This window comes from Budvicia diplopodorum (assembly GCF_009800925.1).
Lineage (GTDB): Bacteria > Pseudomonadota > Gammaproteobacteria > Enterobacterales > Enterobacteriaceae > Budvicia > Budvicia diplopodorum.
Genome location: NZ_WOYF01000013.1, coordinates 16,879 through 43,757, shown reverse-complemented (window position 1 = coordinate 43,757; position 26,879 = coordinate 16,879). Strand labels below are relative to the sequence as shown.

Here is a 26,879-nt window from a genome sequence, read left to right as displayed (position 1 = left end):
GCATCTCTAATCCTAACTAATAGAGGGGATGCCGTATGATAGGTATAAGACAGAAACGAGTTTGTGTCTGAAGTTTTATAATCTCATATTGTTTAACTCTATTTTGGTATTAACAATACCAAATATATCGGGTTTTTGTTTGTCTGGATATTAATTGAGCATTATTGGATTGATCAGAGAAGATCGCCGTGTTTAAAAGAGCTCACGCAATAAGTATTGTTAATTAACGGATTTAACACGCTTTGGTTGAGTTATCGCTTGTAGGATAAAAACAGATTCATATTAAAAACGTTAGGTTATATCGCTGGTGTAGTCAATTGGACCACATTTTCATTAGCAATAATGATTGATTTAGTTTGGTTGTAAGATGCATTGGGCTTTTATTCAAATGAGGTTTGTTGATGAAGCGCTAATTCTTAATGGCATGATTTAAACTTGGTTATCTTATTAATTTAACTGTGTTTTTTATTTATAATTTTTATAGTTATAGTTTGGTCGTCGTCATTCCTGAACGAGCCATCTATTAAATTAAGTGAGTTTAAGGATTTGTTATGAAATATCAAGGACATAATGCTAAGAGTAATGGGGCGCTGTTTCCCGTTTTTAGTAAGCGGATTTTAGCCAGCTTATTATTCCCATTGATCAGTACAACTACATGGGCAGTTGATACAACAATTAGCGTTATAGACGGCAGCAGCTCAACTATTTCCGGCGATTTGAATACTTCCACCGATTATACTAATTTAATTACCGTTCTCAATCCTGGCAGTATGGTAAACAATAGTGGCGGGAACATCTTTACCGCACCCTCTTCAACGACGGGTGTTGGCGGAGCCGTTGTTGCAAACGGCGGTGTGCTGAATTTAGATGGAGCAGAATTTAATTTAGACGGTAAATCTAGCTATCTTATTCAAGTCAGGCAAGCTGGTTCAAAGATTAATTTAAATAATGTTCAGGCATCGATAGGCTTGGCAGGGGTGCCTAGTTATGTGAATACTGGAATAGTCGCCTCGGATGGCGCGGCAGTTTCATTAAACAACTCAACTATTACTAACCATTCAGGCCTTTATCTTTTAAATGTATCCGGTGCTAATACGACCTTAACCGGGAGTAATAACACCTTCAATTCATCTAGCTCGTATGCGTTATTGGTTTCAGACGCCTCTGCCACGCTGAATAATACGACGATCAACCTTGGTTCCTCATTAACCACTTATAATACCATTCGGACTATGGGTAATGGTAGTAACCTTGTCATGCTAAACGGCTTAAATGTGTCGGGGACAGTTTATTATTCCTCAATATCGAACCACGGTGCTGTTCTCAAGATTAATGATGCAATATTAAACCAGACAAATGGTCGTGCTGGGATAGACACATGGGGGGGAGAGACGACGTTAACCAATGTTAATTTCATCGCTGTTCTCAACTCCGTGCTTCCTACTGATACTTTGATTTATGTCGATGACGCAACTCTGAATATTGAGGGTGGTTCATATGAGGTTTCCAATGGCTATGGTTTTGTGAATGGCCATATTAGCGGTGAACTTCATGCCAATAATACTCAAATAACGACCAACAGTGATGAGTCTAAGGCGATAGGTTCTTTGGGTAACACGGTGCTTGCGAATACTCAAATTACCACTCGAGGAAATGACTCCATTGGCCTGTATTCATCCGGGGTGTCGGGTGTTATCGATGGAACTCATTTAAATGTCACTATCGAAGGGGCGAATAGCCTAGCTTTAAGCGCCAATCATTTAGGCTCCATGAGCATTTCTGATTCAATAATCAGCACCTTGGGCACCGATGCCCATGGACTTAATGTTCAAGATGGTGGCTCAATACTGTTAACGGACAGCCAGATTTCAACTACTGGCAATGGTGCTGACGGTATTTATGCCAATAATGGCAATAATCAAGTCGCTTCCGTCCGGTTAGATCACTCGTCGTTAATCAGTGCTACTGCAAATGCTATCACTGCCAGCGGCACTAGCCTAAATGTTGATGCAACCAATGGCTCTCAGATAAGCAGTGACAACGGCATTTTAATCAATGCTATCACTGATAATTCTAGCGGTACGGCGGTAACCAGCACTATTAATCTGTACGCCGATAGCGGCTCTATCTTGACCGGTGATATTCAGGCAGAGCAGGATAATGTCGCTAACTTATCTTTGGCCAACGGCGCAGTTTGGAATGGTACCACGCACGATGCTAACAATATTAATGTTGGCAAAGATGGCACATGGAATCTAACCGGTGATGCGGACGTTGTGGCTCTGAATCTGGGTGGCAATGTTAACTATGCACCGGGCAATAGCTTGCGGGCATCCGGAACTGATTTCAGTACGTTAACGGTGAAAAACGATCTCATTGGCAACGGCGGCGTGGTGATCATGAATGCGGTGCTGGGTGATGACAGCTCCCCAACCGATAAGTTAGTGGTTTTGGGTAACACCAGCGGCGATGTAGGTATTCAGATTAAGAATGCTGGCGGTATCGGAGCACAAACTGTAAACGGTATTCAGCTGGTGTCAGTGGCCGGTCAGTCCGACGGTAACTTTAAGCTCAGTAGCCGCGCAGTTGCCGGTACCTATGAATATAAATTGTCCAAAAATCTGGTTGATGGCGGATGGTATTTAAATTCGTCGGCTATTCGTGCTGAAGCCGGCAGCTATATCTCCAATATGGCTGCGGCCAACAAGCTGTTTAACCTGCGATTAGAAGACCGTGACGGTCGGGCTGAGAACTCCAGCATGTGGTTGCGCCAGCAAGGGGATCGCACTAAGTTCAGAGATGCTACCGGTCAGATTAAATCATCCACTAATACCTATGTGATTCAGGGTGGTGGTGAAGTGGCAGACACTCAATTTGGCATTACAGACCGTTTAGGTATTGGTCTGATGCTGGGTTACGGTAAGTCAGATAGTAAAAGCATCAGTACCAATATGGACTATACCTCCAAGGGTACGGTTGATGGCTATAGCGGCGGTGCATACGCCACTTGGTATCAAGATGCCAAAACGCTGGACGGTTTGTACGTTGACAGCTGGGTGCAGTACAGCCTGCTGAACGGCGAAGTAAACGGTGACCAGCTATCGGGCGAAAGCTACGATATGAACGGCTTCAGCGCTTCGGTAGAAAGCGGCTATCGTATGTCGGTTTATCAGAGTGAAAACGGTAATGTGTTTGTTACTCCACAGGCTCAAATTACCTGGAATGGTGTCAAGGCTGATCGCCACACCGAATCCAACGGCACCCTAGTTGAGTCTGACGGCAATAACAATATTCAGACCCGTCTGGGCGTTAAGTTATCCCGTGACGGCGTGAGCGAGATGGATAAAGGCAGCGATAAACTGTTTACTACTTACGTAGAAGCGAATTGGATACACAATACCGAACAGGCTGGGACCATCATGGACGGCGTGTCTATGGAACAGGCCGGTAATATTGATGTTGCTGAGCTGAAACTCGGGGCTGAAGGCCAACTAAACAAGAATGTCAACCTATGGACCAACGTCGCCCAACAGGTCGGCGATGATGGTTATAGTGATACTGTGTTAACCGTTGGATTTAAGTATAAGTTCTAATTGTATCTAGCACCTTAAAAGGCCTACAGCGCAAAGTTGTGGGCCTTTATGACATCCAATGAGCCGTTTCGATTTTATTTGAATAAATAAAGTGTGGAAAATATGAAAATTAAACCTTGCTGTCATTATTGTGGTAACAGTCAGCACGTTAGAAAGCACGGCGTATCACGGGCTCGTATCCAACGTTATCTGTGTATGTCTTGTAATCAAACTTTTCAGGTTCGTTATATCTATCACAGCTATGAATCCAACGTTTATCAATTAATTGATAAAATGTTATCTGAAGGGCAAAGCCACATATCTATTGCTCGTCAATTAGGTATAGACGCCATTCTTATTAGTCGGCATGTTTTGAATGCGGATATAGATCAATGATCTTTTAATATATTAATGATGAAGATTTTGATAATTTTCATACATTGTTAAAAACAAAAACGGCTGATACACACCGACCAGAAAATGCAGTTCGGTGTGTTTTTTTGATCTCATTCCACTTTATTCTTACTGACCATTAGTCGATTCCTTCGACAGCAAATCAGTTCTGATTCATAAAAATAGCCGTCCACCGTTCTTTGAGTGAGGCAGGTATCATTATTAGACTTTCCATTGCGTTAATTGAATCGGTAGGCTGCTGAGCGTCGCCGGTTGCTAAGCGTGGTCGAACGCTTTGTGTTCGTAAGCAGTAAGATGACCTGCTAACCTTTAGAATGCTGGCACCAATCACTTTAGGAGATAAATATGAAGAAATTACAGCTTGTTGTTCCTGCATTAGTACTCTCTTTTTCCGCTTCGGTTATGGCTAATCAAACGATGCATCATAGCCCGGCACCGGAAACTAAGGCCAAGACGGAAAATAGCTGCCCCTGCGCGATAGATAATTCAGTGAAAGCTGAGTCGGCATTCACGCCTGCCGGGAAAGAGTTTGAAGCTACGATGAATCGAATGCATGAGCCTATGATGGCAGCAACCAACGAAGTCGACCCGGATGTTGCGTTTGTGAAGGGGATGATTCCTCACCATAAAGGGGCGGTTGAAATGGCTAAAACGGTCTTGAAATACGGTAAAGATCCGGAGATCCGTAAGCTGGCTGAAGACGTTATTAACGCCCAAGAGGGCGAGATCAAAATGATGAACGATTGGCTGGCTACGCATGATAAGAAAGTGAAGTAAGCAACGCTCGGCACGAAGGTCGGATTGTTAGTGAGCCGGGTTTTAAGATAGTCATCGCTTATATAAGCGGAAGATGCAAAAAAGCAGGGCCGCATTTCGCGGCCCTGCTTGGAAAGTTAAATAAGAGCTAACTTATTTTACTGTTTAGTATGGTTAACTGCGTGTGAGTGCTCGATGTCTTTCGAACGGCTGTTGAAGACGCGGCGAATCACAACGAAGAACACGGGTACAAAGAAGATAGCCAATATGGTGGCTGCAATCATACCGCCGAGAACGCCAGTACCTACCGCATTCTGTGAGCCGGAACCTGCACCGCTACTGATAGCCAGCGGCAATACGCCGAGCATAAAGGCTAAAGACGTCATCAATATTGGGCGCAGACGCATCCGTACTGACTCAAGCGTTGATTCAACCAACCCTTTGCCTTCTTTGTCCATCAGGTCTTTAGCAAACTCAACGATCAAGATAGCATTCTTTGCTGCCAGCCCCACGGTGGTTAACAGGCCTACGATAAAGTATACATCGTTCTCCATACCCCGAACGGTGGTGGCAATTAATGCGCCAATAACGCCCAGTGGAACAACCAGTATGACGGAGAACGGTATTGACCAACTCTCATACAGCGCGGCCAAGCACAGGAATACCACGATTAATGAAATGGCATAAAGAGCAGGGGCCTGATCTCCCGATAAGCGTTCCTGATAGGACATTCCAGTCCAGTCATAGCCGATACCGGTAGGTAGCTGAGAGGCCAGTTCTTCCATCAGGTTCATCGCGTCACCGCTACTTTTACCCGGCGCCGCTTCACCTAAGATTTCCATCGAAGGTAAACCGTTATAACGCTCAAGCCGCAGCGAACCGTATTGCCAGCTTGCGCTGGAGAAGGCCGAGAACGGTACCATCTGATTGTTCATGCCGCGGACATACCAGTTATCTATATCCGATGGCAGCATGCGGTAAGGAGCCTCAGCCTGAACGTACACTTTCTTTACGCGACCGCGATCAATGAAGTCATTCACATAGGTTCCGCCCAGCGCAGTAGATAAGGTCTGATTAATATCGCTAACCGAAATCCCTAACGCTTGTGCTTTTTCCTGATCGATAGTCAGCTTAAACTGCGGCGTATCTTCCATACCGTTAGGACGTACACCGACCAGCATATCTGGATGTTCCGCCACTAAGCCCAGCAGTTGATTACGCGCTTTTGTTAGTGCCTCATGCCCTAAGCCTGCCTGATCGATAAGCTGGAAGTCGAAGCCTGATGCCGTACCCAGTTCAACAATTGCGGGTAAGTTAAACGCAAAGACTAAACCATCCGATATTTTAGAGAAGGATTTTGACGCTCGGGCTACAATCTCCGGAACTTTGTTCTCTTTGCCTTCGCGAAGACTCCAGTCTTTCAGGCTGATAAATACCATACCGGTATTTTGCCCTTGCCCACTGAAGCCAAACCCGTTGAGGGCAAACACAGAGTTCACGTTATCTTTCTCTTTGGTCAGATAATAATCACTAACCTCATTGAGAACTTGCTGCGTTCTTTCCTGCGTTGCGCCTTGCGGCATCTGGACCATGGTTAAAAATACACCCTGATCTTCTTCCGGTAAGAATGATGATGGTAGCTTGTAGAACAACACGGCCATACCAAAAAATATCAACGCATAAATAACAATATAGCGCCCGGTACCCTGTAAGATATTACCTACGCTTTCGGTATAGTGGTTGGTACTCTTCTCAAACATCTTGTTAAACCAGCCAAAGAAGCCAGTTTTTGAGCCATGCTCGCCTTTATGCACCGGTTTTAATATGGTGGCACACAGGGCAGGGGTCAGGATCATCGCCACCAGAACCGACAGTACCATGGCTGATACGATAGTAATGGAGAACTGGCGATAGATGGCACCGGTTGAACCACCAAAGAAGGCCATTGGTACGAATACCGCTGACAGAACCAGCGCAATACCCACCAGAGCGCCCTGAATCTGCTCCATGGATTTACGCGTGGCCTCTCTTGGCGATAGGCCTTCTTCCGTCATGATCCGCTCAACGTTTTCTACGACAACGATGGCGTCATCGACCAATAATCCGATGGCGAGCACCATGGCAAACATCGTTAGCGTGTTTATCGAATAGCCAAATATCGAAAGAATCGCGAAGGTACCTAATAGTACTACCGGTACGGCCATCGTCGGAATTAACGTTGCGCGAAGATTTTGCAGGAATAAGTACATAACGATAAATACCAGCAAAATCGCTTCGACTAACGTTTTGACTACTTCCTTAATTGAAATCTTAACGAACGGCGTAGTGTCGTATGGATAAACAACTTTTAACCCAGCCGGAAAGTATTTTTCAAGTTTATCTAGCCCACCTTTTACCGCCGCTGAGGTATTCAGGGCGTTGGCACCGGTGGCCAGTTTAATACCAAGGCCGGCTGCAGGTTTGCCATTGTAGCGGGCAATAACGTTGTAACTTTCACCGCCGAGTTCAATGTCAGCCACGTCTTTTAAACGAACCTGAGAACCATCAGTATTAATTTTTAGCAGAATATTGCCAAACTGTTCTGGGGTCTCTAAGCGGGTCTGAACGATAATTGACGAGTTTAATCTCTGTCCTTTTACCGGCGGCGTTCCGCCTAATTGCCCTGCGGCAATCTGGTTATTTTGTACTTTGATTGCATTGGTAACATCAATTGGCGTTAGCGAGTAGTTATTTAACTTATTTGGGTCTAACCATACGCGCATTGCATATTGAGAACCAAACAGCTGCACGTCACCTACGCCAGCGCTCCGGCTGATAGGATCTTTAATATTAGAACCTACATAGTCGGCAATATCTTCTTGGGTCATGGTGCCGTCTTCAGAAATAAAACCGACAACCATTAAGAAGCTACTGGATGATTTCTCAACGCTGATACCCATTTGCTGTACTTCTTGAGGAAGTAGCGGCATCGCCAACTGCAGTTTGTTTTGAACCTGAACCTGAGCAATATCGCCATCGGTACCCGAGTCAAACGTTAAGGTAATAGAAACGTTACCCGCGGAATCACTGGTTGATGACATATACATGAGGTTATCGATACCGTTCATATTCTGTTCGATAACCTGCGTTACGCTATCTTGTACCGTTTTGGCATCCGCGCCCGGATAGGTTGCAGCAATAGAGACTGCAGGTGGTGCAATGGTTGGATACTGAGAGATCGGCAATTGTATAATTGCTAAAATGCCTGCCAACATGATAATTATGGCAATAACCCAGGCAAATATAGGGCGATCAATAAAAAATTTAGCCATCTGTTATACCCAATCCCGTTTTATGGTTTTTCTGCTGGTGCTGCTTTTGGTGCTTCTGCCGTTTTCGGCTGTGCTGAGAATTCTTTGGTTTTTACCGTTGCTTCCGGTCTAACTTTTTGTAGGCCTGTCACGATGACGCGATCGCCGGGCTGAAGCCCCTTAGTGACTAACCAGTCACTACCGATAGCCTGAGCCGTTTCAATCGCCCGCAGTTCAACCTTATTGTCTTTATTGACGACCATTGTGGTTGCCTCACCGCGTTGGTTACGGGTGATACCCTGTTGAGGTACTAAGATTGCATCCTGCTTTATGCCTTCATCAACGCGGGCACGAACAAACATGCCGGGTAATAGCTGATGATCCGGGTTAGGGAAGACTGCACGTAGCGTAATCGAACCGGTTGTTTCATCAACGGTGACGTCAGAAAACTCTAAAGTCCCTTTTTGTTTGTATTCGGCACCGTTATCTAATAATAGCGTGACGGCTGCTTTACCGTCTTTCTTCAGAGAACCGCTGGCAATCTCTTGCTTAAGGCGCAAGTAGTCATTACTCGATTGAGTTACGTCAACGTAGATTGGATCAAGCTGTTGCACGGTTGCTAAGGCATTCGCCTGATTAGCGTTGACCAGCGCACCTTCAGTCACGCTTGATTTACCAATTTGCCCGCTGATTGGCGAGAGCACTTTGGTATAGCCAAGGTTGATCTGAGCGGTATCCAACGCAGCTTTTGCGGATAATACGGCGGCATCGGCCTGACGGGCACTGGCTACGGCAGTATCATAATCCTGACGGCTGATAAAGTTAGTGCCTAACAGCGGCTTGTAACGGTTTACCGTTAATTGCTTGATTTTAGCATCAGCCTGAGCCCTGACCAGATCGGCTTCAGCACTGTTGACGGTCACCTGATAGGTTGCCGGATCGATTTGATACAACGATTGACCTTCTTCTATCATGCCGCCTTCAGTAAACAGGCGTTTTAGAACAATACCGCTAACCTGTGGGCGAACTTCGGCAACGCGAAATGATGACGTACGGCCTGGAAGTTCGGTCGTGATATTGAGTGGCTGCGTTTTTACAGTAACGACGTCAACTTCTAGAGCCGGATGTTTAGCACCTTCGCCTGATTGATCGTTACATCCTACTAGTACTAAACTGCTTGATAGCATTAGTACTGCTGCCAGAGGCATTACCCCTCTGTTTCTACTCATATAAATCAACCTCAAATAATCAATATCAGTTACCACAGTATAGATAGAATCTTTGGTAACCACTCGGTTATGTTAGAAAAGTTAGCGTGCTATAATACTAACATTCATCTATGTATGTTAGTCATTACATCACACACCGCACGTAAAGCATAAATTATGGTTCGTAAGACAAAGCAACAATCACTAGAAACACGCCAGCAAATCTTAGATGCCGCAATGCAAGAGTTTGCTAAATGCGGCGTATCCAGCACATCATTGAACGACATTGCTATTTCAGCTGGCGTTACGCGTGGTGCTATTTACTGGCATTTCAAAAATAAAGTCGACATATTCAATGCCATGTGGAGTCAGATAGAGTCTAGCATTGATGATGTAGAGCGGCGATACAGAAATCAGTTTCCTTCTGAGCCGATTTTAGTGTTACGCCATACGCTTATTTTTGTGCTTGAGACGGCCGCTATCGACCCCAAGCGAAAGACTTTATTGGGGATATTATTCCATAAATGTGAGTTTGTTGGCGAATTAGTTTCTTTACAACAAATACATCAGGCTATGTATTTAGAAAATTTTGAACGCATTGAAAAAATACTCTGCCAGTGCATTGAATATGACCAATTGCCAAAAAATTTGGATACCAGAATTGCCGCCATTACCATGCGATCGTACATTTGTGGAATTATGGAAAACTGGCTGTTTATGCCTGAGGCATACGATCTGGCTTCTTGTGCGGAGCGTATGGTAGACGCTTTTATTGATATGCTTAAATTCAGTCCTGCCTTACTATGCCCATCACTATGCCCATCAGTGGCACCTGAAAAGATGCCGTAAGATTATTTAAGGAACGTAATATATGCAACATATCCTAATTATTGCTAACGGTGCTCCATACGGTAGTGAATTATTATTTAATGCATTACGCTTAGCTATCGCATTAAAAGAGCAATCGCCTGAGACAGAGCTTAAAGTGTTTCTAATGTCTGATGCAGTTAGTGCAGGTATCGCTGGGCAAAAACCGCATGAAGGCTATAACTTACAGCAAATGCTGGAAATTCTGACCGCACAAAACGTGGAAATAAAATTGTGTAAGACCTGTACTAACGCGCGCGGCATTAGCCAGCTTCCGCTGGTTGACGGCGTTGAAATTGGTACGCTGGTTGAATTGGCACAATGGACACTGGACGCCGATAAAGTCCTGACTTTTTAACCCAGCGCTGGCGAGTAGTCGCTGTGATAATAGATGGCTTGGGGGGCTGATGAATAAGGATGGCAAGGTTAAGATATCGCATCTGAACGATGTCGTTTATACATTGCTCGTTCTGATTATTGGTTTGCCATTGTGCAGTCAGGGCATGGCCTTTACCTGCTCATTATTGGTGGAATCCAGTAATTGGTTTAGCCGCGATCTGCTGTTTAATCATCGGGTTGTCGTCAGCAGAGAATGGTTAATTACTTTAACGCACGGGCTCAGTATCGCCATTTTTTGTTTTTCTATACTGATGCTAGGGTATCTGTATGGCAAATATGCCCCAATGCCGAAGCGGTTTATAGTGCGTTATTCCTTATTTATTGGCTCTATTCTCTATACTGTCATCGTTTCCGCCGTCGTTCTTTATGCCAACGGTTCCGGCGCGTTAAGCGGCCACCTTTCCGATCTTCTGTTTTGGGCTTTTCTGCCTTTCTTCACTGGCAGCGTGAGCCAGAGCCTGAGTTTTCATGACTTACACGTATTTCTTTTATTGGTCTTTTTGACCTATAGCCTGTTTGCAATCGGCGTTTCCCTTGCCAGTAAGCAGCGCTACCCGGATGAACCCAACTTGGGTATTTTTCGGTTTAATATCACTGCGGTATGCTTATTGTTGATGGGGCTATGCGGCTATTTTATCGCCAAACTAGGCTGACTAATCTAGCAGTACCTGCGCAAGGTTCGGTGTGTGTGGGCGGCCGTTGGTTAACGATGTCGAATATGTGCTAATAAAGTCGTGCTGCTCTATTTTTCAGGCTGTTCTGGTTTAGGCAGTTCTATTTTTGGCAGTTCTAAGCTAAGCCGCCTTTCTAGGTCTTGTTCAACAATTTTTAATGCCGCTAGCGCAACGTTAGGATCAATCTCATTGCTTTCCAGAAGGTAGATGAGATCGACGGCCAACTGAACGTCTTTTGGGGCCTGTTCCAGTGACATGATTGATGTCTCTTTTTATCTAAATGATAGAAAACCAATCTTAGCGGATTGGCGATTATTTTTATCTATTATTCCTGATAGCGATAGCCTGAACCATGAATGGTCCGAATGAATAATGGCAATGTAGGGTCGGGTTCAATAATTTTTCTAAGCTTTGAAATATGCTGATCTAAGGTGCGGCTATTGGGCAGATGGTCATAACCCCACGCCCAGTCAAACAGCGTATCTCGGCTAACAACCTGATTTTTATGTCGGTACAGGCACTCAAGAATTTTTATTTCCCTTAGCGATAGCTCAAGTACCTGTTGCTGGCGCTTAGCGCACAGTTCCATAGGGTAAACCATCAGGTCGCCGAAGCTGAAGGCCCGATCCGAGGCGTTTTGCTTTGCCTTCAGGCAGCGACGGGCAATGGTTTTAATTCTGGCCCGGACTTCATGAATGCCAAAAGGCTTATTGATATAATCGTCGGCTCCTAGCTCCAGCCCCAGTACTTTATCGATTTCTTCCCCTTTCGCCGACAGGAAGATGACGGGCGTATGTTCGTCATGCCTGCGGATCTCTTTACAAACCGCGTAACCGTCTAATTCCGGCATCATGATATCCAGAATGATAAAATCAGGCTGTTCCTGTTGGTACTTCATCAGCGCTATTTTGCCGTTTTCTGCCGTGGAAACCGCGTAACCTTCTCGGGATAGCATATCCGCCAGCCCCTGGCGAATGTGAAGATCGTCTTCTGCAATAAGAATTTTCATCATTGATTATTCCGTTAATTTATTCAGGCCAGAGCTGGGCGAGCGCTTCGGCAACCTAAGGATAAAATCGATGCCGGGGTTTTGACCCACGGCGTTAATCTCTCCTGAGAGACTATCGGTTAGCTGCCGGGCTATGGTTAACCCGATGCCGGTTCCGGCTACGCCTTCGGTAATGGCTGATTTAACCCGATAGAACGGCTGAAAAATCTGTTTTATCTCTTTAGAACTGAGCCCGTTGCCGTAATCCCGGACGTGAATATAAACGCTACTATCATCCTGCACGGCGCTGAGATCGACACGCTTGCCCATGGCCGCGTATTTTTCTGCGTTACTCAATAAATTGCTGATTATTTGGGTCACCCGATCAACGTCGGTTTCAGCCGAAAGCTCACCTTCAACGCGGAGCGTTAGCTGAATGTCTTTGGCTTCAAACACCGGAGTGAAAATAGCGTAAATTTGCTCAAGAAGCTGATTAATATTCACTTCCCGAATGCAGAGCTGAGGTAGTTTAGTAAAGGTTAATACGTTCTGAATCAGGCGCGACAAGCGCTGGCTTTCACTAATGATAACGCCCAGATAATGGGTATTCTGGCTCTCTTCCTCTGACTCCATCTCTTTGAGCATTTCGGCATACAGCGTGATGTTGGTTAGCGGCGTTTTCAGTTCATGAGAAACCTGCCCGACAAAGCTAACCTGCTGACTGGCTAGCCGGGCTGCCCGGTTAAACTCACGGTATAAAATAAACGCCATGAATCCGACGGCAAAAATAATGATAGCGATCAGTATTAACCCTGAATAATAGAGCGAACGCCCGTCGGCCGGTGCGGTGTAATAGTCGATTTGCCACGAATGCAGCGGAAAAGGGAGGTTCTGGCTATAAGATGGCGTTTGATTATCACCAATGGATGTCGGTAAATATTGATATAACAGCTGACCGTTGTCTGAAATTTTTAAGCTATCGGGTGCAAAATCAGGTTCGATGTTAGCAATCACGTCGGCTAAAAATTTCACATAAGACAGCCTGATACCAACGATATCACCACCGTTTTTTCGCCAATAAATCCAAACGGGATAGCTATTGTCCTGCATGACAAACCAGCCTGAATCAGGGGTTTTATCTTCAGATTTATGCTGTTTAGCGGTGAGTAGCGCAGGATCGCGGCTCACCGGAGTAATCAGCTCAACCAGTTTCTGGTCTTTCAGGCTTAACGATTTAGACGCGTCGGGAAAAACCAGCCTATTGCTCTTGATAACAAAAATTCCGTCAATATCGCTATCCTGTGAAATCAGCTTATTCAACGCGGCGTTATCTAATTCCAGATAGGCAAGCATGGCATCTAGCCTGACCTGCTTCTGGCTAATTTGTTGCAGAATATAAGACTGAACGCTGGTGACGTGGCTTTTGGCTAACTGCTGGGTTTGATATTGGTTAAGCGAGCTTTCCTGAGTGATAGTACGAAGCCCAAAATAGCCAATCAGCCCGACGATCAGGGCTGTGATTATGACAAACAAATAAAGAGACTTTTTGGATTTCATCAATACTCTGACCGCTAAATAATTGACCGGAGATAAGAGTACCTTACCTCCGGCAGTTTGCTACTTTTTGTTCTGCTGTTTTTCTGTGCTGTACGTACTTTCTTTTAGGCTTTTACGCGATGATGAAACGTCTTTAGTTTCAACTTCAGTCGCCAGTTTTTGGTTGGCCTCTTTACTGGATGTCGCCTTTGATACCGCCGCAGGCGAACTTACGCTACCTGACAGGGCATCCATGCTGGCCGCATTTTGCTGGATAATTTTATTGGCTTCATCTTTCTTACCTTCGTCCAGTAATTTGATGGCGCGTTCATTTTCAATATTGGCTTTTTGGATAGCTGAATCCACCACAATCTCTTCCTGAACCGCTGCCGCTACGGCTTTTGATGATTTGCTGTAGCTAATATTCACCATGTCATTAAAGGTATCTTTTTGGTGGGTTTTCAGATTGTCATAGCTAATAGATACGTTGGCCAGCGGCTTGTTCTCACTCTCTTTTCCTTTTGGTGGAACCACCTCTAACAGAACGTATTTTTCCTGATTAGAATAAAGCTGGTTCATTTTAACCGTAACGCTATTACCGATAATGTCGCCATCGCGGCCCAGCAGGCGAACGGGTTTTACGCCATCCTGTAGCTTAATGGTTACCACAACTTCTTGGGCAACGACGGACATCACGTCTTTAAATTCACGCACAAAGGCGGTTTCAAGGTCGGCAGAATTTTCAACATAGGCATGATTACCGTCGCTAAAGCCGGCCAGCGCGGTCATCAGATCTTCGTTATAGCCATTGCCCAGACCGATGGTGGTCACCGCAATGCCTTGCTTACCGGCAACCTGACCCAGATCGGCCAGCTCTTTTGTGGTGCTTGGCCCTACGTTGGCTTGCCCGTCAGACAGCAGAATAATGCGGTTAACCTGATTTTTCTTGATGAACTTATTAACCTCTTTGATACCTTTACTTACGCCTGCGAACAGGGCGGTTCCTCCGCCGGGCTGAACGGTATCGTTAATCACTTTAATCATATTGGCTTTATTTTTAGCTTTTGTAGCCGGAATAATGACATAGGCATTATCGTCATAGGCGATGACTGAGACAATATCGTCATCTTTGAGCATATTAATCGCCATAATGGCGGCTTCACGGGCTTTCTCAATTCGGTCGCCGGACATCGATCCGGAGCGGTCAATGACTAGCGCCAGATTTATCGGGGTTTTCACTTCTTCATTTTGTTTAAAACCGGTTAACGAGATTTTCAGGTAATTATTTTCCTGAGTATTTTCTAAAATGATGGGAGAAGAGAGCTCTGCTTTGGTGATAACTTTCAAATCTCCGTCAGGAGGCGGCATGCTTACCGCAAAGGCAGAACTGGATAAAAGGGCAAGGGCGGGTAACAGATATTTAAGGCTCATCACATAACTCCTGTATTAAGTGGTATGCCGGTATTATTGCGAAGCTATTTTTTTAGTTGTGCGTTAAATGCATAAAAATGTAACAATATGTAAATTTCCGGTGCCTAATGCTCTGAAAAGCTTGTGCTAGCTGTATCCAGACTCTCTGCGTTCTATCTGTTTTTCTATGCGCCTTAACGCTTGGCGGCAGCGTACCAGTCGGCCTTCAAGGGTTGCTAACTCTTTCTGTAATTTTTGCTGGGCATCAAGGGTAGTTTGTTGAAAGAGCAGGCTTTCTTTATCACGCAGCATTTCCTGAAGACGTCGCTCAAAGTCCTGATGCTGAGCCAGCGTTTGATACATATCGGTACCCGATTTCACTGCGATCGTATTTTTCTCCCTTAGCTTTAACGTAGCCAGTTCACGCTGAAGGGCAGTAATTTGCGCCACAATGCGTTCGGCCAGAAAGGCAACCTGCTCTTGTCGGCCTTTTTCTACTTCTTGTTTAAGCTGGCTCAAATTTTTTTCAACTTCAGCCAGATAGTTATTCAGCCGGGCACCCCGTTGGTTAAACAGCTGATTATCAAAGCGAGGCTGAGCGGCAGACATTGCTGGTGCATCAGCAATGGTTTGGGCTAGCTGCTGTATCTGTTGTTCTAATGTATGAAGTCGGTTTTTGGTGTTCATTTAAGCCTTGTTTAGAACGCGATGGTTAACTGGCCGGAACGTAGAGCGTAGCAAATAGGTTCGAATACCGTTAATGCCTTTATATATCGTGATATCTTATATCATTACTGGGGTTTAACAGATTTATTTGATATAGAATATCAGCCTGAATTACAGGGTACACGGCACTATGTATAAAATTCTTCTTCTAATTCTTGGTTGGTTAGCAATGGGATTGGCCTGCTTGGGGGCCGTATTACCTATATTGCCCACAACGCCTTTCTTACTGTTAGCTGCATGGTGCTTTGCCCGATCCTCTCCTCGGTTTCATCACTGGTTACTATACCGTTCATGGTTTGGCTCTTATTTACACCATTGGCAAACTTATCGCGGGTTACCTCCCGGCGCTAAGTGGAAAGCCATTATGATTGTGTTGGTCACGTTTAGCTTTTCATTGTGGACGATTTCTCTGTGGTGGGTAAGAGCATTGTTGATGGTCATATTGGTGGTAATATTGGCCTTTATGCTACGTATACCGGTTATTGATCCGCTACAACAAAACGACAAGTAATCAATTTAATGTGATAACAGCGGTTGCATTTCTGATGTGCATTGCATAGATTTGAGCGTTTTTTGTTGGTGACCGCGCGCTATTATGGATGCGCTAATGTCGAAAACGGGCGTTTCGGCAATGACAGGTTGTTTAATCAGGCAATAATTATGACTATTCAAGAACAGCAGCTACAGTTAATTAAAGACAGCATTATCACTATTCCCGACTACCCAAAAGCGGGAATTCTGTTTCGTGATATCACGACGTTGCTGGAAAATCACGCCGCTTATTCTACCTGCATCAAGCTGATGGTAGAAAAGTATCAAAATAAAGGCATTACCAAGATTGTCGGTACTGAAGCGCGCGGGTTTCTATTCGGTGCACCGGTAGCGTTGGCCTTGGGCGTCGGTTTTGTTCCCGTTCGTAAAAGAGGCAAATTACCTCGCGAAACGCTACAGGAAACTTACGATCTGGAATACGGTACTGACGTACTGGAAATTCACACCGACAGCGTTAATCAAAATGACACCGTGTTAGTGATTGATGATTTGCTGGCCACCGGCGGCACGATTGAAGCCACAACCCGACTGATTCGTCGCCTTGGTGGTAAAGTCACGGATGCCGCATTTGTGATTGAATTACCTGAATTGGCAGGGCGTGCCCGGCTTGCGACACAGGGGATTGAATGTTATAGCCTTGTCTCTTTTGACGGCCATTAATTCAACAACAAACATCGTCGCTTATCATCGGTTGTGGTAAGATGTTTCACCTAATTTAATCGACTTTTCGGTATCAATGAGCTATCAAGTTCTTGCCCGCAAGTGGCGCCCACAAAGCTTTTCTGACGTTGTTGGTCAAGAACATGTCTTGACCGCCATCTCGAATGGTCTGTCTTTAGGACGGATCCATCATGCTTATCTTTTTTCCGGTACCCGGGGCGTTGGTAAAACGTCTATAGCCAGGCTATTGGCTAAAGGTCTGAACTGTGAAACCGGCATTACCGCCACGCCGTGCGGCCAGTGCGGTAACTGCCGTGAAATCGAAGAGGGCCGATTTGTCGATTTGCTTGAGATTGACGCCGCCTCGCGTACCAAAGTGGAAGATACCCGAGAGCTGCTGGATAACGTGCAATATGCCCCGGCCCGTGGCCGCTTCAAGGTCTATCTGATCGATGAAGTTCACATGCTTTCCCGCCATAGTTTTAACGCGCTGTTAAAAACGCTGGAAGAGCCGCCAGAGCACGTTAAGTTCCTACTGGCAACCACCGATCCTCAAAAGCTTCCGGTCACCATTCTGTCCCGCTGCCTGCAGTTTCATCTCAAGGCATTAGACGTCGATCAGATTAAACAGCAGCTAGAAAAAATTCTGCATGCCGAGCATATTCAATCCGAGCCTCGCGCATTACAGCTGTTATCCCGCGCCGCTCAGGGCAGTATGCGCGATGCTTTAAGCCTGACCGATCAGGCGATTGCCATGGGTGACGGCGTTGTTGCAGCCGAATCGGTTAGCATGATGCTCGGAACTCTGGACGACGAACACGCTCTGGCATTAGTTGAATCTCTGGCGCACGCTAACGGTGAAGCGCTCATGTCGTTAGTGACTCAGACCGCGTCCAAAGGCGTTGACTGGGATACGCTGTTGGTTGAAATGCTGGCGTTACTGCATCAGGTTGCGATGGTTCAGCTTCTGCCGTTGGCAACCGATCCGTTAAAGCATAATGAACAGCGAATGCGCGATCTGGCCCGCCAGATTAGCCCACAAGATTTACAGCTCTATTACCAAACGTTATTAATTGGTCGAAAAGAGCTGGCCTACGCCCCTGACCGCCGGATGGGCGTTGAAATGACATTATTACGCGCATTGGCGTTTCATCCCAAAAACTTGGTGAATATTCCTCAGGTCAGCGTAGAGAATGCGCCACCTTCGCCTGCGCCCGCTAAAATACCGCATACCGTTTCGCACCAGCCCGCAGCGAGTTCCCACCCGGAGCCAGTGAACAAGGCTCCGGTACAGCATCAACAGCCACAGCAGCCAGCACCGGATTATCAGGCCCGAATTGCGGAACCCAGTGAGCCAGTAGCCGCGCTACCGCCGAGCGAGGCAGAAGCCAAGGCCGAAGCTGAAATAGCGAAAGGTTTATCAGAATCAACGGCACAAATGCTTCAGGCGCGAAATCAGGTGCGTCGTCAGCAGGGTGCCTCCGACGCAAAAAAGAATGAGCCGGCTGCGCAATTAAAAGCGCGGCCGGCGTCTGCTGCGCTCGACAGACTGGCGTCAGCGGTTGAGAAGGGCGGCGCGCCCGGCACTTCTGGCACAACAGCACCAAAATCACCGGCTAAAAAAGAGAGCTACCGCTGGAAGGCCCAGCATGATTTCGAGGCGGTTGCTGAACCGGTAACGACACCTAAGGCGCTGCGTTCCGCCCTTGAGCATGAGAAAACGCCCGAGCTTTCGATTAAGCTGGCTGAAGAGTCCTTGACGCGAGATCTCTGGGCGGCTGAAATCAATCAGCTACCCTTGCCTAAGCTGGTGCAGCAACTTGCGCTGAACGCGTTTAAGCAGCAGCTATCGGATAACGAGATTTGCCTGCATCTTCGCCCCTCTCAGCGGCACCTTAATTCAACCTCTGCCCAGCAGATCCTGAGTGAAGCACTGAGCCAGCAAGCTGGCCAGCCGGTTACGCTGACGATTGTTGAAGATGAAGACGCATCGGTGAAAACTCCGCTGGAGTGGCGGCAGGCCATCTATGAAGAGAAACTATTGCAGGCCAGAGCGTCAATGGCCTCCGATATCCATATTCAAACCCTCTGCCGGTATTTTGATGCAGAGCTTGATGAAGATAGTATCAGACCTGTATGAGCGATTACCGTTATTAGTACGCCGCTAGCGGCAAACACGACAACGGCAATTATTTGATTTTATCCACAGAAGAGAGAGATAGCCATGTTTGGTGGTAAAGGCGGACTGGGTAATTTAATGAAGCAAGCGCAGCAGATGCAAGACAAAATGCAGCAAATGCAAGAAGAAATTGCCAAGCTGGAAGTCACCGGTGAATCCGGTGCCGGTATGGTTAAAGTGACTATCAACGGTGCGCATAACTGCCGCCGGATCGAAATCGATCCAAGCCTGATGGAAGACGATAAAGAGATGCTGGAAGATCTGATTGCGGCCGCCTTCAATGACGCAGCGCGCCGCATTGAAGAGACCCAAAAAGAGAAAATGGCTCAGGTATCTGGCGGTATGCAGTTACCTCCCGGATTTAAGATGCCGTTCTGATGCAAACCAGTCCTCTTCTTGAATCACTGATGGAGTCCCTGCGCTGCTTACCCGGCGTGGGGCCGAAGTCTGCACAACGTATGGCGTTTCAGCTATTACAGCGCGATCGCAGCGGTGGAATGCGTTTAGCTCAGGCGTTGACCCGGGCCATGTCTGAGGTTGGCCACTGCCGCGACTGCCGTACCTTTACGGAAGAAGAGGTTTGTACGATTTGTGCCAACCAGCGCCGTCAGAACAGCGGTCTAATCTGTATCGTTGAAAGCCCGGCCGATATTCATGCCATTGAACAGACCGGGCAGTTTGCCGGGCGGTATTTTGTTCTGATGGGGCATTTATCGCCGCTTGACGGTATCGGGCCGAATGATATCGGTCTGGATCGCCTAGAGGAACGGTTGGCATCTGAAACGATTAATGAAGTTATTCTCGCCACTAACCCAACGATTGAAGGGGATGCCACGGCTAACTTTATTGCTGAAATGTGTGCCATGTATGGCGTTATGGCTAGCCGGATAGCCCACGGTGTACCGGTTGGCGGTGAACTGGAAATGGTTGACGGCACTACGCTGTCGCACTCTCTGGCCGGTCGTCACCAGATCAAGTTTTAATCGAACCTGAGTTCATAAAGGCAATCGATAGATTTATCGTTGCCTTTATGGCTTTTCATCTATATATAAAGTATTAATAAAGGCTGTTTTTTAGCCCTGTGTTTCTAAAAAATTATATTTCTCGGTTCTGTTTTTCTATTTTTAAATTTACTTATCTTTATGATTTTATATAAATTATTTTGGAACTGTGGGTTGGTGCCGGTTTATATTTAATTTTGATAGGATTTTGCCCATTTAACTTAATTCAGGGAATGCACCGTGAGCGTGGAAAATATTACATTACTCGCCCAAATGATTGTGACCGACGGTAATAATGGATGGCCAGATATTTACCACAAAGCAATCAGCTCACCTGAAGAACTGCTTAATAGCTCTCAATATAAAAAATACGACTTTGGCCGATATCTTGATAACGTGTACGCCGGTGGCTTAATTGACCTGCTTTATTGCTATACATATCAGGACGGTTTTATTGATATGGTTGACTGGCGTGGAGAAGATGATGACGGGCAAATTGCCAATTTTGTTGTCCGGCGCATAGCCGCTTTTCGGCCAGATATAAATCTTGGGGTTTGCCTTAATGAGCTGGAACAACGTATTCAGCGCGATGAACTGCGCGAAAAAGAGGTTGCCGCCGGTGATTATGTTCTGCATCAGTTTACTGAGGTTACGGAGTATCTCAAGCCGATGGGGCTCTCATTTGGCTGTATCAATATTGGCTGGGATTCATACCTGATATTTGTCACCACGCAGGAAAATATGGCGGTACTGCAGGCGATTGACGACCACCATTTTACTATTTCAGCATTTTAGCTAACTGATTACCTTCGCTGTACATAGGTTGGTGCCAGTATTGATTTCTTTGACGAAAAATATTGGCATCGGCTCACTTTTCACCATAATCGTTGTTATTTTGACGCAATTTTTTTAAGCATACTGAGTTTATACGCTTGAAAAGCTTCTGCTTAATCCCCATCTCTTGTACATCCGGTATTAACCTGCCTGAATGAAACTTAGATATTGAGGTAAGCAATGAGTATGAAAAGCCAAGAAACCAGAGGGTTCCAGTCAGAAGTTAAACAGCTTTTACATCTGATGATCCACTCCCTGTATTCCAATAAAGAAATTTTTCTGCGTGAACTGATCTCTAACGCATCCGATGCCTCGGACAAGCTTCGTTTTCGTGCGCTGTCCAACTCTGATTTATATGAAGGTGATGGTGAACTTCGCGTCCGGGTTTCATTTGATAAAGATAAGCGCACCCTGACGCTGAGCGATAACGGTATTGGTATGACCCGCGATGAAGTTATCGACAACCTCGGTACTATCGCCAAGTCAGGCACTAAAGCATTTTTAGAATCCATGGGTTCCGATCGGGTGAAAGACAGCCAGCTAATTGGCCAGTTTGGCGTAGGCTTCTATTCAGCCTTTATTGTTGCCGACAAAGTTACCGTTCGTACCCGGGCAGCGGGCGTATCTGCTGATGAAGCAGTATTCTGGGAGTCCGCCGGAGAAGGTGAATACACCATTGCTGAAATCAGCAAAGCCGATCGCGGCACTGACATTACGCTGCATCTGCGCGAAGGTGAAGATGAATTCCTCGATGACTGGCGCGTTCGCTCAGTGATCGGTAAATATTCTGACCATATTGCACTGCCGGTTGAAATTCAGGTTACCGAAGATAAAGAGGGCGAAGAGCCTAGCGTTAACTGGGAAAAAATCAATAAGGCTCAGGCGCTATGGACCCGCAATAAGTCAGAGGTTAACGACGAAGAGTATAACGAATTTTATAAGCACGTTTCCCATGACTTCAGCGATCCGCTGGCCTGGAGCCACAACCGAGTTGAAGGTAAACAAGAATATACCAGCCTGCTCTATATTCCGTCTCAGGCCCCGTGGGATATGTGGAACCGCGACCATAAGCATGGTTTAAAACTCTACGTTCAGCGCGTATTCATTATGGATGACGCAGAGCAGTTTATGCCGAACTACCTGCGCTTTGTTCGTGGCCTGATTGACTCAAACGACTTACCGTTAAACGTTTCCCGCGAAATTTTGCAGGACAACCGGGTGACTCAAGGCCTGCGTAATGCCTGCACTAAGCGGGTACTTCAGATGCTTGAGAAACTGGCTAAAAACGACGCCGAGAAGTATCAACAGTTCTGGCTGCAGTTTGGTTTGGTATTGAAAGAAGGCCCGGCAGAAGACGGCGGCAATCAGGAAACTATTGCTAACCTGCTGCGTTTCGCCTCAACCCATAACGACAGCAATGTCCAAAACGTTCCTCTGGCCGACTATGTCAGCCGTATGCAGGAAGGTCAGGATAAGATTTATTACATTACTGCCGACAGCTACGCGGCCGCGAAAAATAGCCCACACCTTGAGCTGTTCCGTAAGAAAGGCATTGAGGTTCTGCTGTTATCCGATCGCATTGACGAGTGGATGATGAGCTACCTGACCGAGTTTGAAGGCAAGTCATTCCAGTCGGTCAGCAAAGCCGATGAGTCTGTTGATAAACTGGCTGATGCAGAAACTGAAGAGCAGAAAGAAGCAGAAAAAGCGCTAGAGCCGTTTGTTGAGCGGGCTAAAGCTTTTCTTGGCGAGCGAGTTAAAGAGGTGCGGTTAACTCACCGCCTGACGGATACGCCAGCGGTGGTAACAACCGATGCCGATGAAATGACAACTCAAATGGCGAAGCTGTTTGCCGCAGCCGGTCAGAAAGCGCCGGATGTAAAATATATCTTCGAGCTTAACCCCGAGCACGCGCTGGTAAAACGCGCGGCCGATATCACCGATGAGGCTGATTTTGGCGAGTGGGTTGAACTGCTGCTGGATCAGGCCCTGTTGGCCGAGAAGGGAAGCTTAGACGATCCAAACAGCTTTATCCGCCGGATGAATCAGCTGCTATTGAAGTGATAGTTAAATTATCACTATGCTAAGTGGAAAAGGCCGACGGGATAACGTCGGCCTTAGACTGATGACAACGGGTTCTGATTTTGTTTCGGCGTAAGTTTCGTCGGTAAAAAGAAAGTCGGAAGATTCACTTTCTCTAGCGGCCGACCGGCAATGTTCTGCGTCCAGTGAGTTTCTGCCATAGTCTGCTTTGTATCTAGAACTGTTGTTCTACAAGCACATACGGGTTTAATGATTGTTTCCTATTAAGCAGCACGGGCTATCAAAAGCTGGTATGATACGCCCCGCTATAATTGAGCAATATTTTCCATTGTCGTTCTGAATAATGCATTTATTTCGGCAAATGAAGCGCTAGCGTGTGGGCTGGTAGTAATTGAATGCTTATCATCTGCGCTTGAGCATCATGGCATTGGGTGATAAGGTTTACGGCTGTTTCGTCATTTTAAATAAAAAGCTAAATTTCTAGGGGAGTTACGCAATGCGTATCATTCTGCTTGGCGCTCCCGGCGCCGGTAAAGGCACTCAGGCTCAGTTCATCATGGAGAAGTACGGGATCCCTCAAATCTCTACCGGTGATATGCTACGTGCAGCGGTTAAGGCTGGCTCCGAACTGGGTAAGCAGGCAAAAGAACTTATGGATGGTGGCAAGCTGGTAACCGACGCGTTGGTTATTGCTTTAGTGAAAGAGCGAATTACGCAAGAAGATTGCCGTAATGGTTTTTTACTCGATGGCTTCCCGCGCACGATTCCACAGGCCGATGCTATGAAAGAAGCGGGCATTCAGGTTGATTACGTCCTTGAGTTCGATGTGCCAGACGAAATCATCGTTGAGCGCATTGTCGGGCGTCGTGTACACACTCCGTCTGGCCGTGTTTATCACGTTAAATTCAACCCGCCGAAGGTTGAAGGTAAAGATGATGCTACCGGCGAAGAGCTAACGCTGCGTAAAGACGATCAGGAAGAGACCGTTCGCAAGCGTTTAGTTGAATACCATTCTCTGACTAAACCACTGGTGAACTACTACACTGCTGAAGCTAGCAACGGTAGCACCCGTTATTTCAAGTTAGACGGTACCCGTAAAGTGACCGAAGTTAGCGCTGAGCTGGCAAAAATTCTTGGTTAATTGATTCTTCAATTGACTAACAAAGGCGACCAATGGTCGCCTTTTCTGTATCCGTTGCTCCCAACTTCATCTGATAACTTACTGTTGATGGCTAATAACCCTTTTTTATAAGAGTTTTTAACTCATTGATTTTAAAATAAGAGAATCGAGGTCTTAGAAAAGGGTATTAGACGGCCCTGAGTGAATAAACAGATTAACAACAGTAAGGTAGTGGAGTATGGTTCTACTGAACCGCCGCATAGGCGGCTTAGAAAATTAGATCGGCGGCTCGTCATCGTTGCTCATTCTGAACCGCCGCATAGGCGGCTTAGAAACGATTATAGCCAAGTTTATCCGCGCATAACGTCTGAACCGCCGCATAGGCGGCTTAGAAAAGTAGAATCGCCAGTCCGAGGTGTAAAGAAATCTGAACCGCCGCATAGGCGGCTTAGAAATAGATCCCCAGCGCATCAGTAATGTTTCTTATCTGAACCGCCGCATAGGCGGCTTAGAAATCATGAAAGTTTACCCATTGCATACCGCCGTTCTGAACCGCCGCATAGGCGGCTTAGAAATGACTCGCTGACGCGCACCGCCTCAGCAGGTACTGAACCGCCGCATAGGCGGCTTAGAAAATTAAAATAGTAGCCACGCCACCAATTCCACCCTGAACCGCCGCATAGGCGGCTTAGAAAAGCGTGTCAGCGCCACCGACTTTGTAGATCATCTGAACCGCCGCATAGGCGGCTTAGAAAAGTCTGTGGGCGTATAACACACTGGATGCCATCTGAACCGCCGCATAGGCGGCTTAGAAACGGATGGATAAACCAACCGGATCGGCTTCTGACTGAACCGCCGCATAGGCGGCTTAGAAAACAGCGCATCATCAAACCCGTTGCTATCGAGGCTGAACCGCCGCATAGGCGGCTTAGAAAAGCGCAACGGATGATTGATAAGGCTTATCCCGCTGAACCGCCGAGGCGGCTTAGAAATTGTGCAGGACCGTGAGTTTCAAAAATTTACACTGAACCGCCGCATAGGCGGCTTAGAAAGCAAACATTTTAGCATCGAATTCGCTGCTGGTCTGAACCGCCGCATAGGCGGCTTAGAAACTTTATAAACATCCTCTGCATAAACCCAAATCCTGAACCGCCGCATAGGCGGCTTAGAAACTGATTCGCTGTACCAGTGCATTGATATCTGACTGAACCGCCGCATAGGCGGCTTAGAAATTCCTTATTTGAGCCAGCTGTAGTGATCGCAACTGAACCGCCGCATAGGCGGCTTAGAAATACGTCCGCTGCTGGTGAATATTGAGCAAGAACTGAACCGCCGCATAGGCGGCTTAGAAAAATCTAACTTTTTCTGAATGCCGACCCATCCACTGAACCGCCGCATAGGCGGCTTAGAAAAAAGCTAAATGATTCTACCGACTCCATCGGCTCTGAATCGCTGCAGGCGGTTAAAAAAGCACTGCGTTGGCAAATCATATCACCGTTATCTATCGTAGTAATTGGCTCGAAAAGAATGATATGGCGCTCGCTATATGTCAATATATTGCCTGCCGTTAAGGCCGCTAACGGATATCAGTATTGATAATATTACGGTGAACTGCCGCACGGGCGGCACCTCTTTACACTTGTTGGAGCTACCGCCTTATAGGCGAGCAAAACACCTATGCCGCAGATTAAAACCGGAATCCTGTTAGTTAACCTAGGTACGCCTGATGAGCCAACGGGGCCGGCGGTAAAACGTTATCTTTCTCAGTTTTTACACGATCGTCGGGTGGTGGATACCCATCGCCTGATTTGGTATCCGTTGCTGCACGGTGTGATTCTACCCATTCGCGTACCGAAAGTGGCTAAGCTGTATCAGGCCGTATGGATGGATGAAGGCTCCCCGCTGCTGGTTTATAGCCGCAGGCAGCAGCAGGCGCTGGCGAAACGTTTGCCCGGTACGCCGGTTGAATTAGCTATGACCTACGGCTCCCCGTCGATTAAACAGGCGCTGGCCAGCTTAAAGCGCCAGCAGGTTAATCGTTTAGTGGTGTTACCGATGTATCCACAATATTCTTGTTCAACTACGGCCGCCGTCTGGGATGCGCTATCGGCTGAGCTTCGCCAAACCCGCGACCTGCCGCAGGTGAAGTTTATTCGTGATTATGCTGAACACCCTTTGTATATCGCCGCGTTAGTTGAGTCGATTAAAGCCTCGTTTGAGCTGCACGGTAAGCCCGATCTGCTGCTGTTTTCCTATCATGGAATTCCCCAACGCTATGCCGCCGAAGGGGATGAATACCCGCAGCGGTGCGCTGATACCACCCGAGAAGTGGTAACGGCGTTAGAGCTCGATGAATCGCAGTATAAAATGACCTTCCAGTCACGCTTTGGTCGTGAGCCATGGCTTCAGCCATACACGGATGAGACGTTAAAAGCGCTGCCTCAGCAGGGCGTTAAATCGGTACAGGTTATCAGCCCCGGGTTTGCGGCTGACTGTTTGGAAACCATTGAAGAAATTGATAAGCAAAACCGCGAATTCTTTTTAGAACAGGGCGGTGAAAGCTATCACTATATTCCTGCACTGAATGACAACCCGGCGCATATTGATTTATTGCAGGCGTTGGTGACCTCAAAAGACTAATCCCGGTTTC

Annotated in this window: 22 protein-coding genes, 2 CRISPR repeat arrays and 1 other annotated feature; of the genes, 15 read left to right on the top strand and 7 right to left on the bottom strand. The window is 46.6% G+C overall.

Annotated features, from left to right (window positions below; genetic code table 11):
• The first annotated feature begins 551 nt into the window (after positions 1–551).
• The 3 genes from GVI43_RS11985 to copM all read left to right on the top strand — a co-directional run bounded on the left by GVI43_RS11985 (position 552) and on the right by copM (position 4,763).
• Positions 552–3,593 carry an autotransporter outer membrane beta-barrel domain-containing protein gene (locus GVI43_RS11985; protein ID WP_159567099.1) on the top strand — a complete coding sequence of 1,014 codons (3,042 nt, stop codon included), beginning with the start codon at positions 552–554 and terminating at the stop codon, positions 3,591–3,593.
• A 102-nt stretch (positions 3,594–3,695) separates the two neighbouring features.
• Positions 3,696–3,968 carry an IS1/IS1595 family N-terminal zinc-binding domain-containing protein gene (locus tag GVI43_RS16075; RefSeq protein ID WP_425482149.1) on the top strand — a complete coding sequence of 91 codons (273 nt, stop codon included), beginning with the start codon at positions 3,696–3,698 and terminating at the stop codon, positions 3,966–3,968.
• 363 nt (positions 3,969–4,331) lie between these two features.
• On the top strand, positions 4,332–4,763 hold the full coding sequence (copM, locus tag GVI43_RS11980; RefSeq protein WP_246201854.1) for a CopM family metallochaperone: 432 nt from the start codon (positions 4,332–4,334) through the stop codon (positions 4,761–4,763).
• A 137-nt stretch (positions 4,764–4,900) separates the two neighbouring features.
• Here the strand turns inward: copM and GVI43_RS11975 are convergent, their stop codons facing one another.
• Positions 4,901–8,053, bottom strand: coding sequence for an efflux RND transporter permease subunit (locus tag GVI43_RS11975; protein WP_159567098.1), 3,153 nt, complete (start codon positions 8,051–8,053; stop codon positions 4,901–4,903).
• A gap of 20 nt (positions 8,054–8,073) precedes the next feature.
• Complete coding sequence (locus GVI43_RS11970; RefSeq protein WP_159567097.1) at positions 8,074–9,261, bottom strand: efflux RND transporter periplasmic adaptor subunit; 1,188 nt, start codon at positions 9,259–9,261, stop codon at positions 8,074–8,076.
• 156 nt (positions 9,262–9,417) lie between these two features.
• On the opposite strand from GVI43_RS11970, the gene acrR reads away from it, so the two are divergent.
• From acrR to GVI43_RS11955, 3 genes are read left to right on the top strand one after another with little or no spacing between them, the layout of a single operon-like run.
• Positions 9,418–10,089, top strand: coding sequence for a multidrug efflux transporter transcriptional repressor AcrR (acrR, locus tag GVI43_RS11965; RefSeq protein WP_159567096.1), 672 nt, complete (start codon positions 9,418–9,420; stop codon positions 10,087–10,089).
• Between the two features lie 22 nt (positions 10,090–10,111).
• The gene (locus GVI43_RS11960) at positions 10,112–10,465 is read left to right on the top strand and encodes a DsrE/DsrF/TusD sulfur relay family protein (RefSeq protein WP_159567095.1); all 354 of its coding nucleotides are present in this window, start codon (positions 10,112–10,114) and stop codon (positions 10,463–10,465) included.
• Between the two features lie 49 nt (positions 10,466–10,514).
• A complete protein-coding gene (locus GVI43_RS11955; RefSeq protein ID WP_159567094.1) occupies positions 10,515–11,159 on the top strand; it encodes a hypothetical protein in 645 nt (214 codons plus the stop codon).
• Positions 11,160–11,248: 89 nt separating this feature from the next.
• Here the strand turns inward: GVI43_RS11955 and rsmS are convergent, their stop codons facing one another.
• From rsmS to priC, 5 genes are all read right to left on the bottom strand, one after another.
• Complete coding sequence (gene rsmS, locus GVI43_RS11950; RefSeq protein ID WP_159567093.1) at positions 11,249–11,437, bottom strand: pleiotropic regulatory protein RsmS; 189 nt, start codon at positions 11,435–11,437, stop codon at positions 11,249–11,251.
• Positions 11,438–11,505: 68 nt separating this feature from the next.
• Positions 11,506–12,189 carry a response regulator transcription factor gene (locus GVI43_RS11945; RefSeq protein WP_159567152.1) on the bottom strand — a complete coding sequence of 228 codons (684 nt, stop codon included), beginning with the start codon at positions 12,187–12,189 and terminating at the stop codon, positions 11,506–11,508.
• Positions 12,190–12,195: 6 nt separating this feature from the next.
• The gene (locus GVI43_RS15910) at positions 12,196–13,725 is read right to left on the bottom strand and encodes a sensor histidine kinase (RefSeq protein ID WP_246201853.1); all 1,530 of its coding nucleotides are present in this window, start codon (positions 13,723–13,725) and stop codon (positions 12,196–12,198) included.
• A 60-nt stretch (positions 13,726–13,785) separates the two neighbouring features.
• The gene (locus GVI43_RS11935; protein ID WP_159567092.1) at positions 13,786–15,135 is read right to left on the bottom strand and encodes a vWA domain-containing protein; all 1,350 of its coding nucleotides are present in this window, start codon (positions 15,133–15,135) and stop codon (positions 13,786–13,788) included.
• 126 nt (positions 15,136–15,261) lie between these two features.
• On the bottom strand, positions 15,262–15,801 hold the full coding sequence (priC, locus tag GVI43_RS11930; RefSeq protein ID WP_159567091.1) for a primosomal replication protein PriC: 540 nt from the start codon (positions 15,799–15,801) through the stop codon (positions 15,262–15,264).
• Positions 15,802–15,970: 169 nt separating this feature from the next.
• Between priC and GVI43_RS11925 the strand changes: the two genes are divergently transcribed.
• The 9 genes from GVI43_RS11925 (at position 15,971) to hemH (ending at position 26,869) form a co-directional block, all read left to right on the top strand.
• Positions 15,971–16,351 carry a DUF454 family protein gene (locus GVI43_RS11925; RefSeq protein WP_159567090.1) on the top strand — a complete coding sequence of 127 codons (381 nt, stop codon included), beginning with the start codon at positions 15,971–15,973 and terminating at the stop codon, positions 16,349–16,351.
• Between the two features lie 149 nt (positions 16,352–16,500).
• The gene (gene apt / locus GVI43_RS11920; RefSeq protein WP_159567089.1) at positions 16,501–17,052 is read left to right on the top strand and encodes an adenine phosphoribosyltransferase; all 552 of its coding nucleotides are present in this window, start codon (positions 16,501–16,503) and stop codon (positions 17,050–17,052) included.
• A 76-nt stretch (positions 17,053–17,128) separates the two neighbouring features.
• The gene (dnaX, locus tag GVI43_RS11915; RefSeq protein WP_159567088.1) at positions 17,129–19,192 is read left to right on the top strand and encodes a DNA polymerase III subunit gamma/tau; all 2,064 of its coding nucleotides are present in this window, start codon (positions 17,129–17,131) and stop codon (positions 19,190–19,192) included.
• Positions 18,522–18,586 (top strand) — a sequence feature (DnaX frameshifting element). Its footprint overlaps the gene before it by 65 nt.
• An 84-nt stretch (positions 19,193–19,276) precedes the next feature.
• Entirely contained in the window at positions 19,277–19,609 is a 333-nt protein-coding gene (locus GVI43_RS11910; protein ID WP_029095451.1) for a YbaB/EbfC family nucleoid-associated protein, read from the top strand.
• Positions 19,609–20,214, top strand: a complete 606-nt coding sequence (recR, locus tag GVI43_RS11905; protein ID WP_159567087.1) for a recombination mediator RecR — start codon at positions 19,609–19,611, stop codon at positions 20,212–20,214. Before GVI43_RS11910 ends, recR begins: the two co-directional genes overlap by 1 nt.
• Before the next feature lie 258 nt (positions 20,215–20,472).
• A complete protein-coding gene (locus GVI43_RS11900) occupies positions 20,473–21,027 on the top strand; it encodes a DUF6630 family protein (RefSeq protein ID WP_159567086.1) in 555 nt (184 codons plus the stop codon).
• Between the two features lie 225 nt (positions 21,028–21,252).
• Positions 21,253–23,130: a molecular chaperone HtpG gene (gene htpG, locus GVI43_RS11895; RefSeq protein WP_170324330.1), complete on the top strand. Its 1,878-nt coding sequence runs from the start codon at positions 21,253–21,255 to the stop codon at positions 23,128–23,130.
• A 475-nt stretch (positions 23,131–23,605) separates the two neighbouring features.
• Complete coding sequence (gene adk, locus GVI43_RS11890; RefSeq protein ID WP_159567084.1) at positions 23,606–24,250, top strand: adenylate kinase; 645 nt, start codon at positions 23,606–23,608, stop codon at positions 24,248–24,250.
• A 226-nt stretch (positions 24,251–24,476) separates the two neighbouring features.
• Positions 24,477–25,164: direct repeats of the CRISPR family, unit length 28 nt; unit sequence CTGAACCGCCGCATAGGCGGCTTAGAAA.
• Positions 25,165–25,252: 88 nt separating this feature from the next.
• Positions 25,253–25,641: a CRISPR direct-repeat array (repeat unit 28 nt; unit sequence CTGAACCGCCGCATAGGCGGCTTAGAAA).
• Positions 25,642–25,906: 265 nt separating this feature from the next.
• The gene (gene hemH, locus GVI43_RS11885) at positions 25,907–26,869 is read left to right on the top strand and encodes a ferrochelatase (RefSeq protein ID WP_159567083.1); all 963 of its coding nucleotides are present in this window, start codon (positions 25,907–25,909) and stop codon (positions 26,867–26,869) included.
• The last annotated feature ends 10 nt before the right edge of the window (positions 26,870–26,879 follow it).

Coding starts and splice junctions, on each gene's coding strand:
- GVI43_RS11935 (WP_159567092.1), bottom strand. CDS start 15,135: ATGAGCCTTAAATATCTGTTACCCGCCCTTGCCCTTTTATCCAGTTCT.
- adk (WP_159567084.1), top strand. CDS start 23,606: ATGCGTATCATTCTGCTTGGCGCTCCCGGCGCCGGTAAAGGCACTCAG.
- copM (WP_246201854.1), top strand. CDS start 4,332: ATGAAGAAATTACAGCTTGTTGTTCCTGCATTAGTACTCTCTTTTTCC.
- recR (WP_159567087.1), top strand. CDS start 19,609: ATGCAAACCAGTCCTCTTCTTGAATCACTGATGGAGTCCCTGCGCTGC.
- dnaX (WP_159567088.1), top strand. CDS start 17,129: ATGAGCTATCAAGTTCTTGCCCGCAAGTGGCGCCCACAAAGCTTTTCT.
- GVI43_RS15910 (WP_246201853.1), bottom strand. CDS start 13,725: ATGAAATCCAAAAAGTCTCTTTATTTGTTTGTCATAATCACAGCCCTG.
- GVI43_RS11955 (WP_159567094.1), top strand. CDS start 10,515: ATGAATAAGGATGGCAAGGTTAAGATATCGCATCTGAACGATGTCGTT.
- rsmS (WP_159567093.1), bottom strand. CDS start 11,437: ATGTCACTGGAACAGGCCCCAAAAGACGTTCAGTTGGCCGTCGATCTC.
- GVI43_RS11985 (WP_159567099.1), top strand. CDS start 552: ATGAAATATCAAGGACATAATGCTAAGAGTAATGGGGCGCTGTTTCCC.
- priC (WP_159567091.1), bottom strand. CDS start 15,801: ATGAACACCAAAAACCGACTTCATACATTAGAACAACAGATACAGCAG.
- acrR (WP_159567096.1), top strand. CDS start 9,418: ATGGTTCGTAAGACAAAGCAACAATCACTAGAAACACGCCAGCAAATC.
- GVI43_RS11945 (WP_159567152.1), bottom strand. CDS start 12,189: ATGAAAATTCTTATTGCAGAAGACGATCTTCACATTCGCCAGGGGCTG.
- hemH (WP_159567083.1), top strand. CDS start 25,907: ATGCCGCAGATTAAAACCGGAATCCTGTTAGTTAACCTAGGTACGCCT.
- htpG (WP_170324330.1), top strand. CDS start 21,253: ATGAAAAGCCAAGAAACCAGAGGGTTCCAGTCAGAAGTTAAACAGCTT.
- apt (WP_159567089.1), top strand. CDS start 16,501: ATGACTATTCAAGAACAGCAGCTACAGTTAATTAAAGACAGCATTATC.
- GVI43_RS11925 (WP_159567090.1), top strand. CDS start 15,971: ATGTATAAAATTCTTCTTCTAATTCTTGGTTGGTTAGCAATGGGATTG.
- GVI43_RS11975 (WP_159567098.1), bottom strand. CDS start 8,053: ATGGCTAAATTTTTTATTGATCGCCCTATATTTGCCTGGGTTATTGCC.
- GVI43_RS16075 (WP_425482149.1), top strand. CDS start 3,696: ATGAAAATTAAACCTTGCTGTCATTATTGTGGTAACAGTCAGCACGTT.
- GVI43_RS11910 (WP_029095451.1), top strand. CDS start 19,277: ATGTTTGGTGGTAAAGGCGGACTGGGTAATTTAATGAAGCAAGCGCAG.
- GVI43_RS11960 (WP_159567095.1), top strand. CDS start 10,112: ATGCAACATATCCTAATTATTGCTAACGGTGCTCCATACGGTAGTGAA.
- GVI43_RS11970 (WP_159567097.1), bottom strand. CDS start 9,261: ATGAGTAGAAACAGAGGGGTAATGCCTCTGGCAGCAGTACTAATGCTA.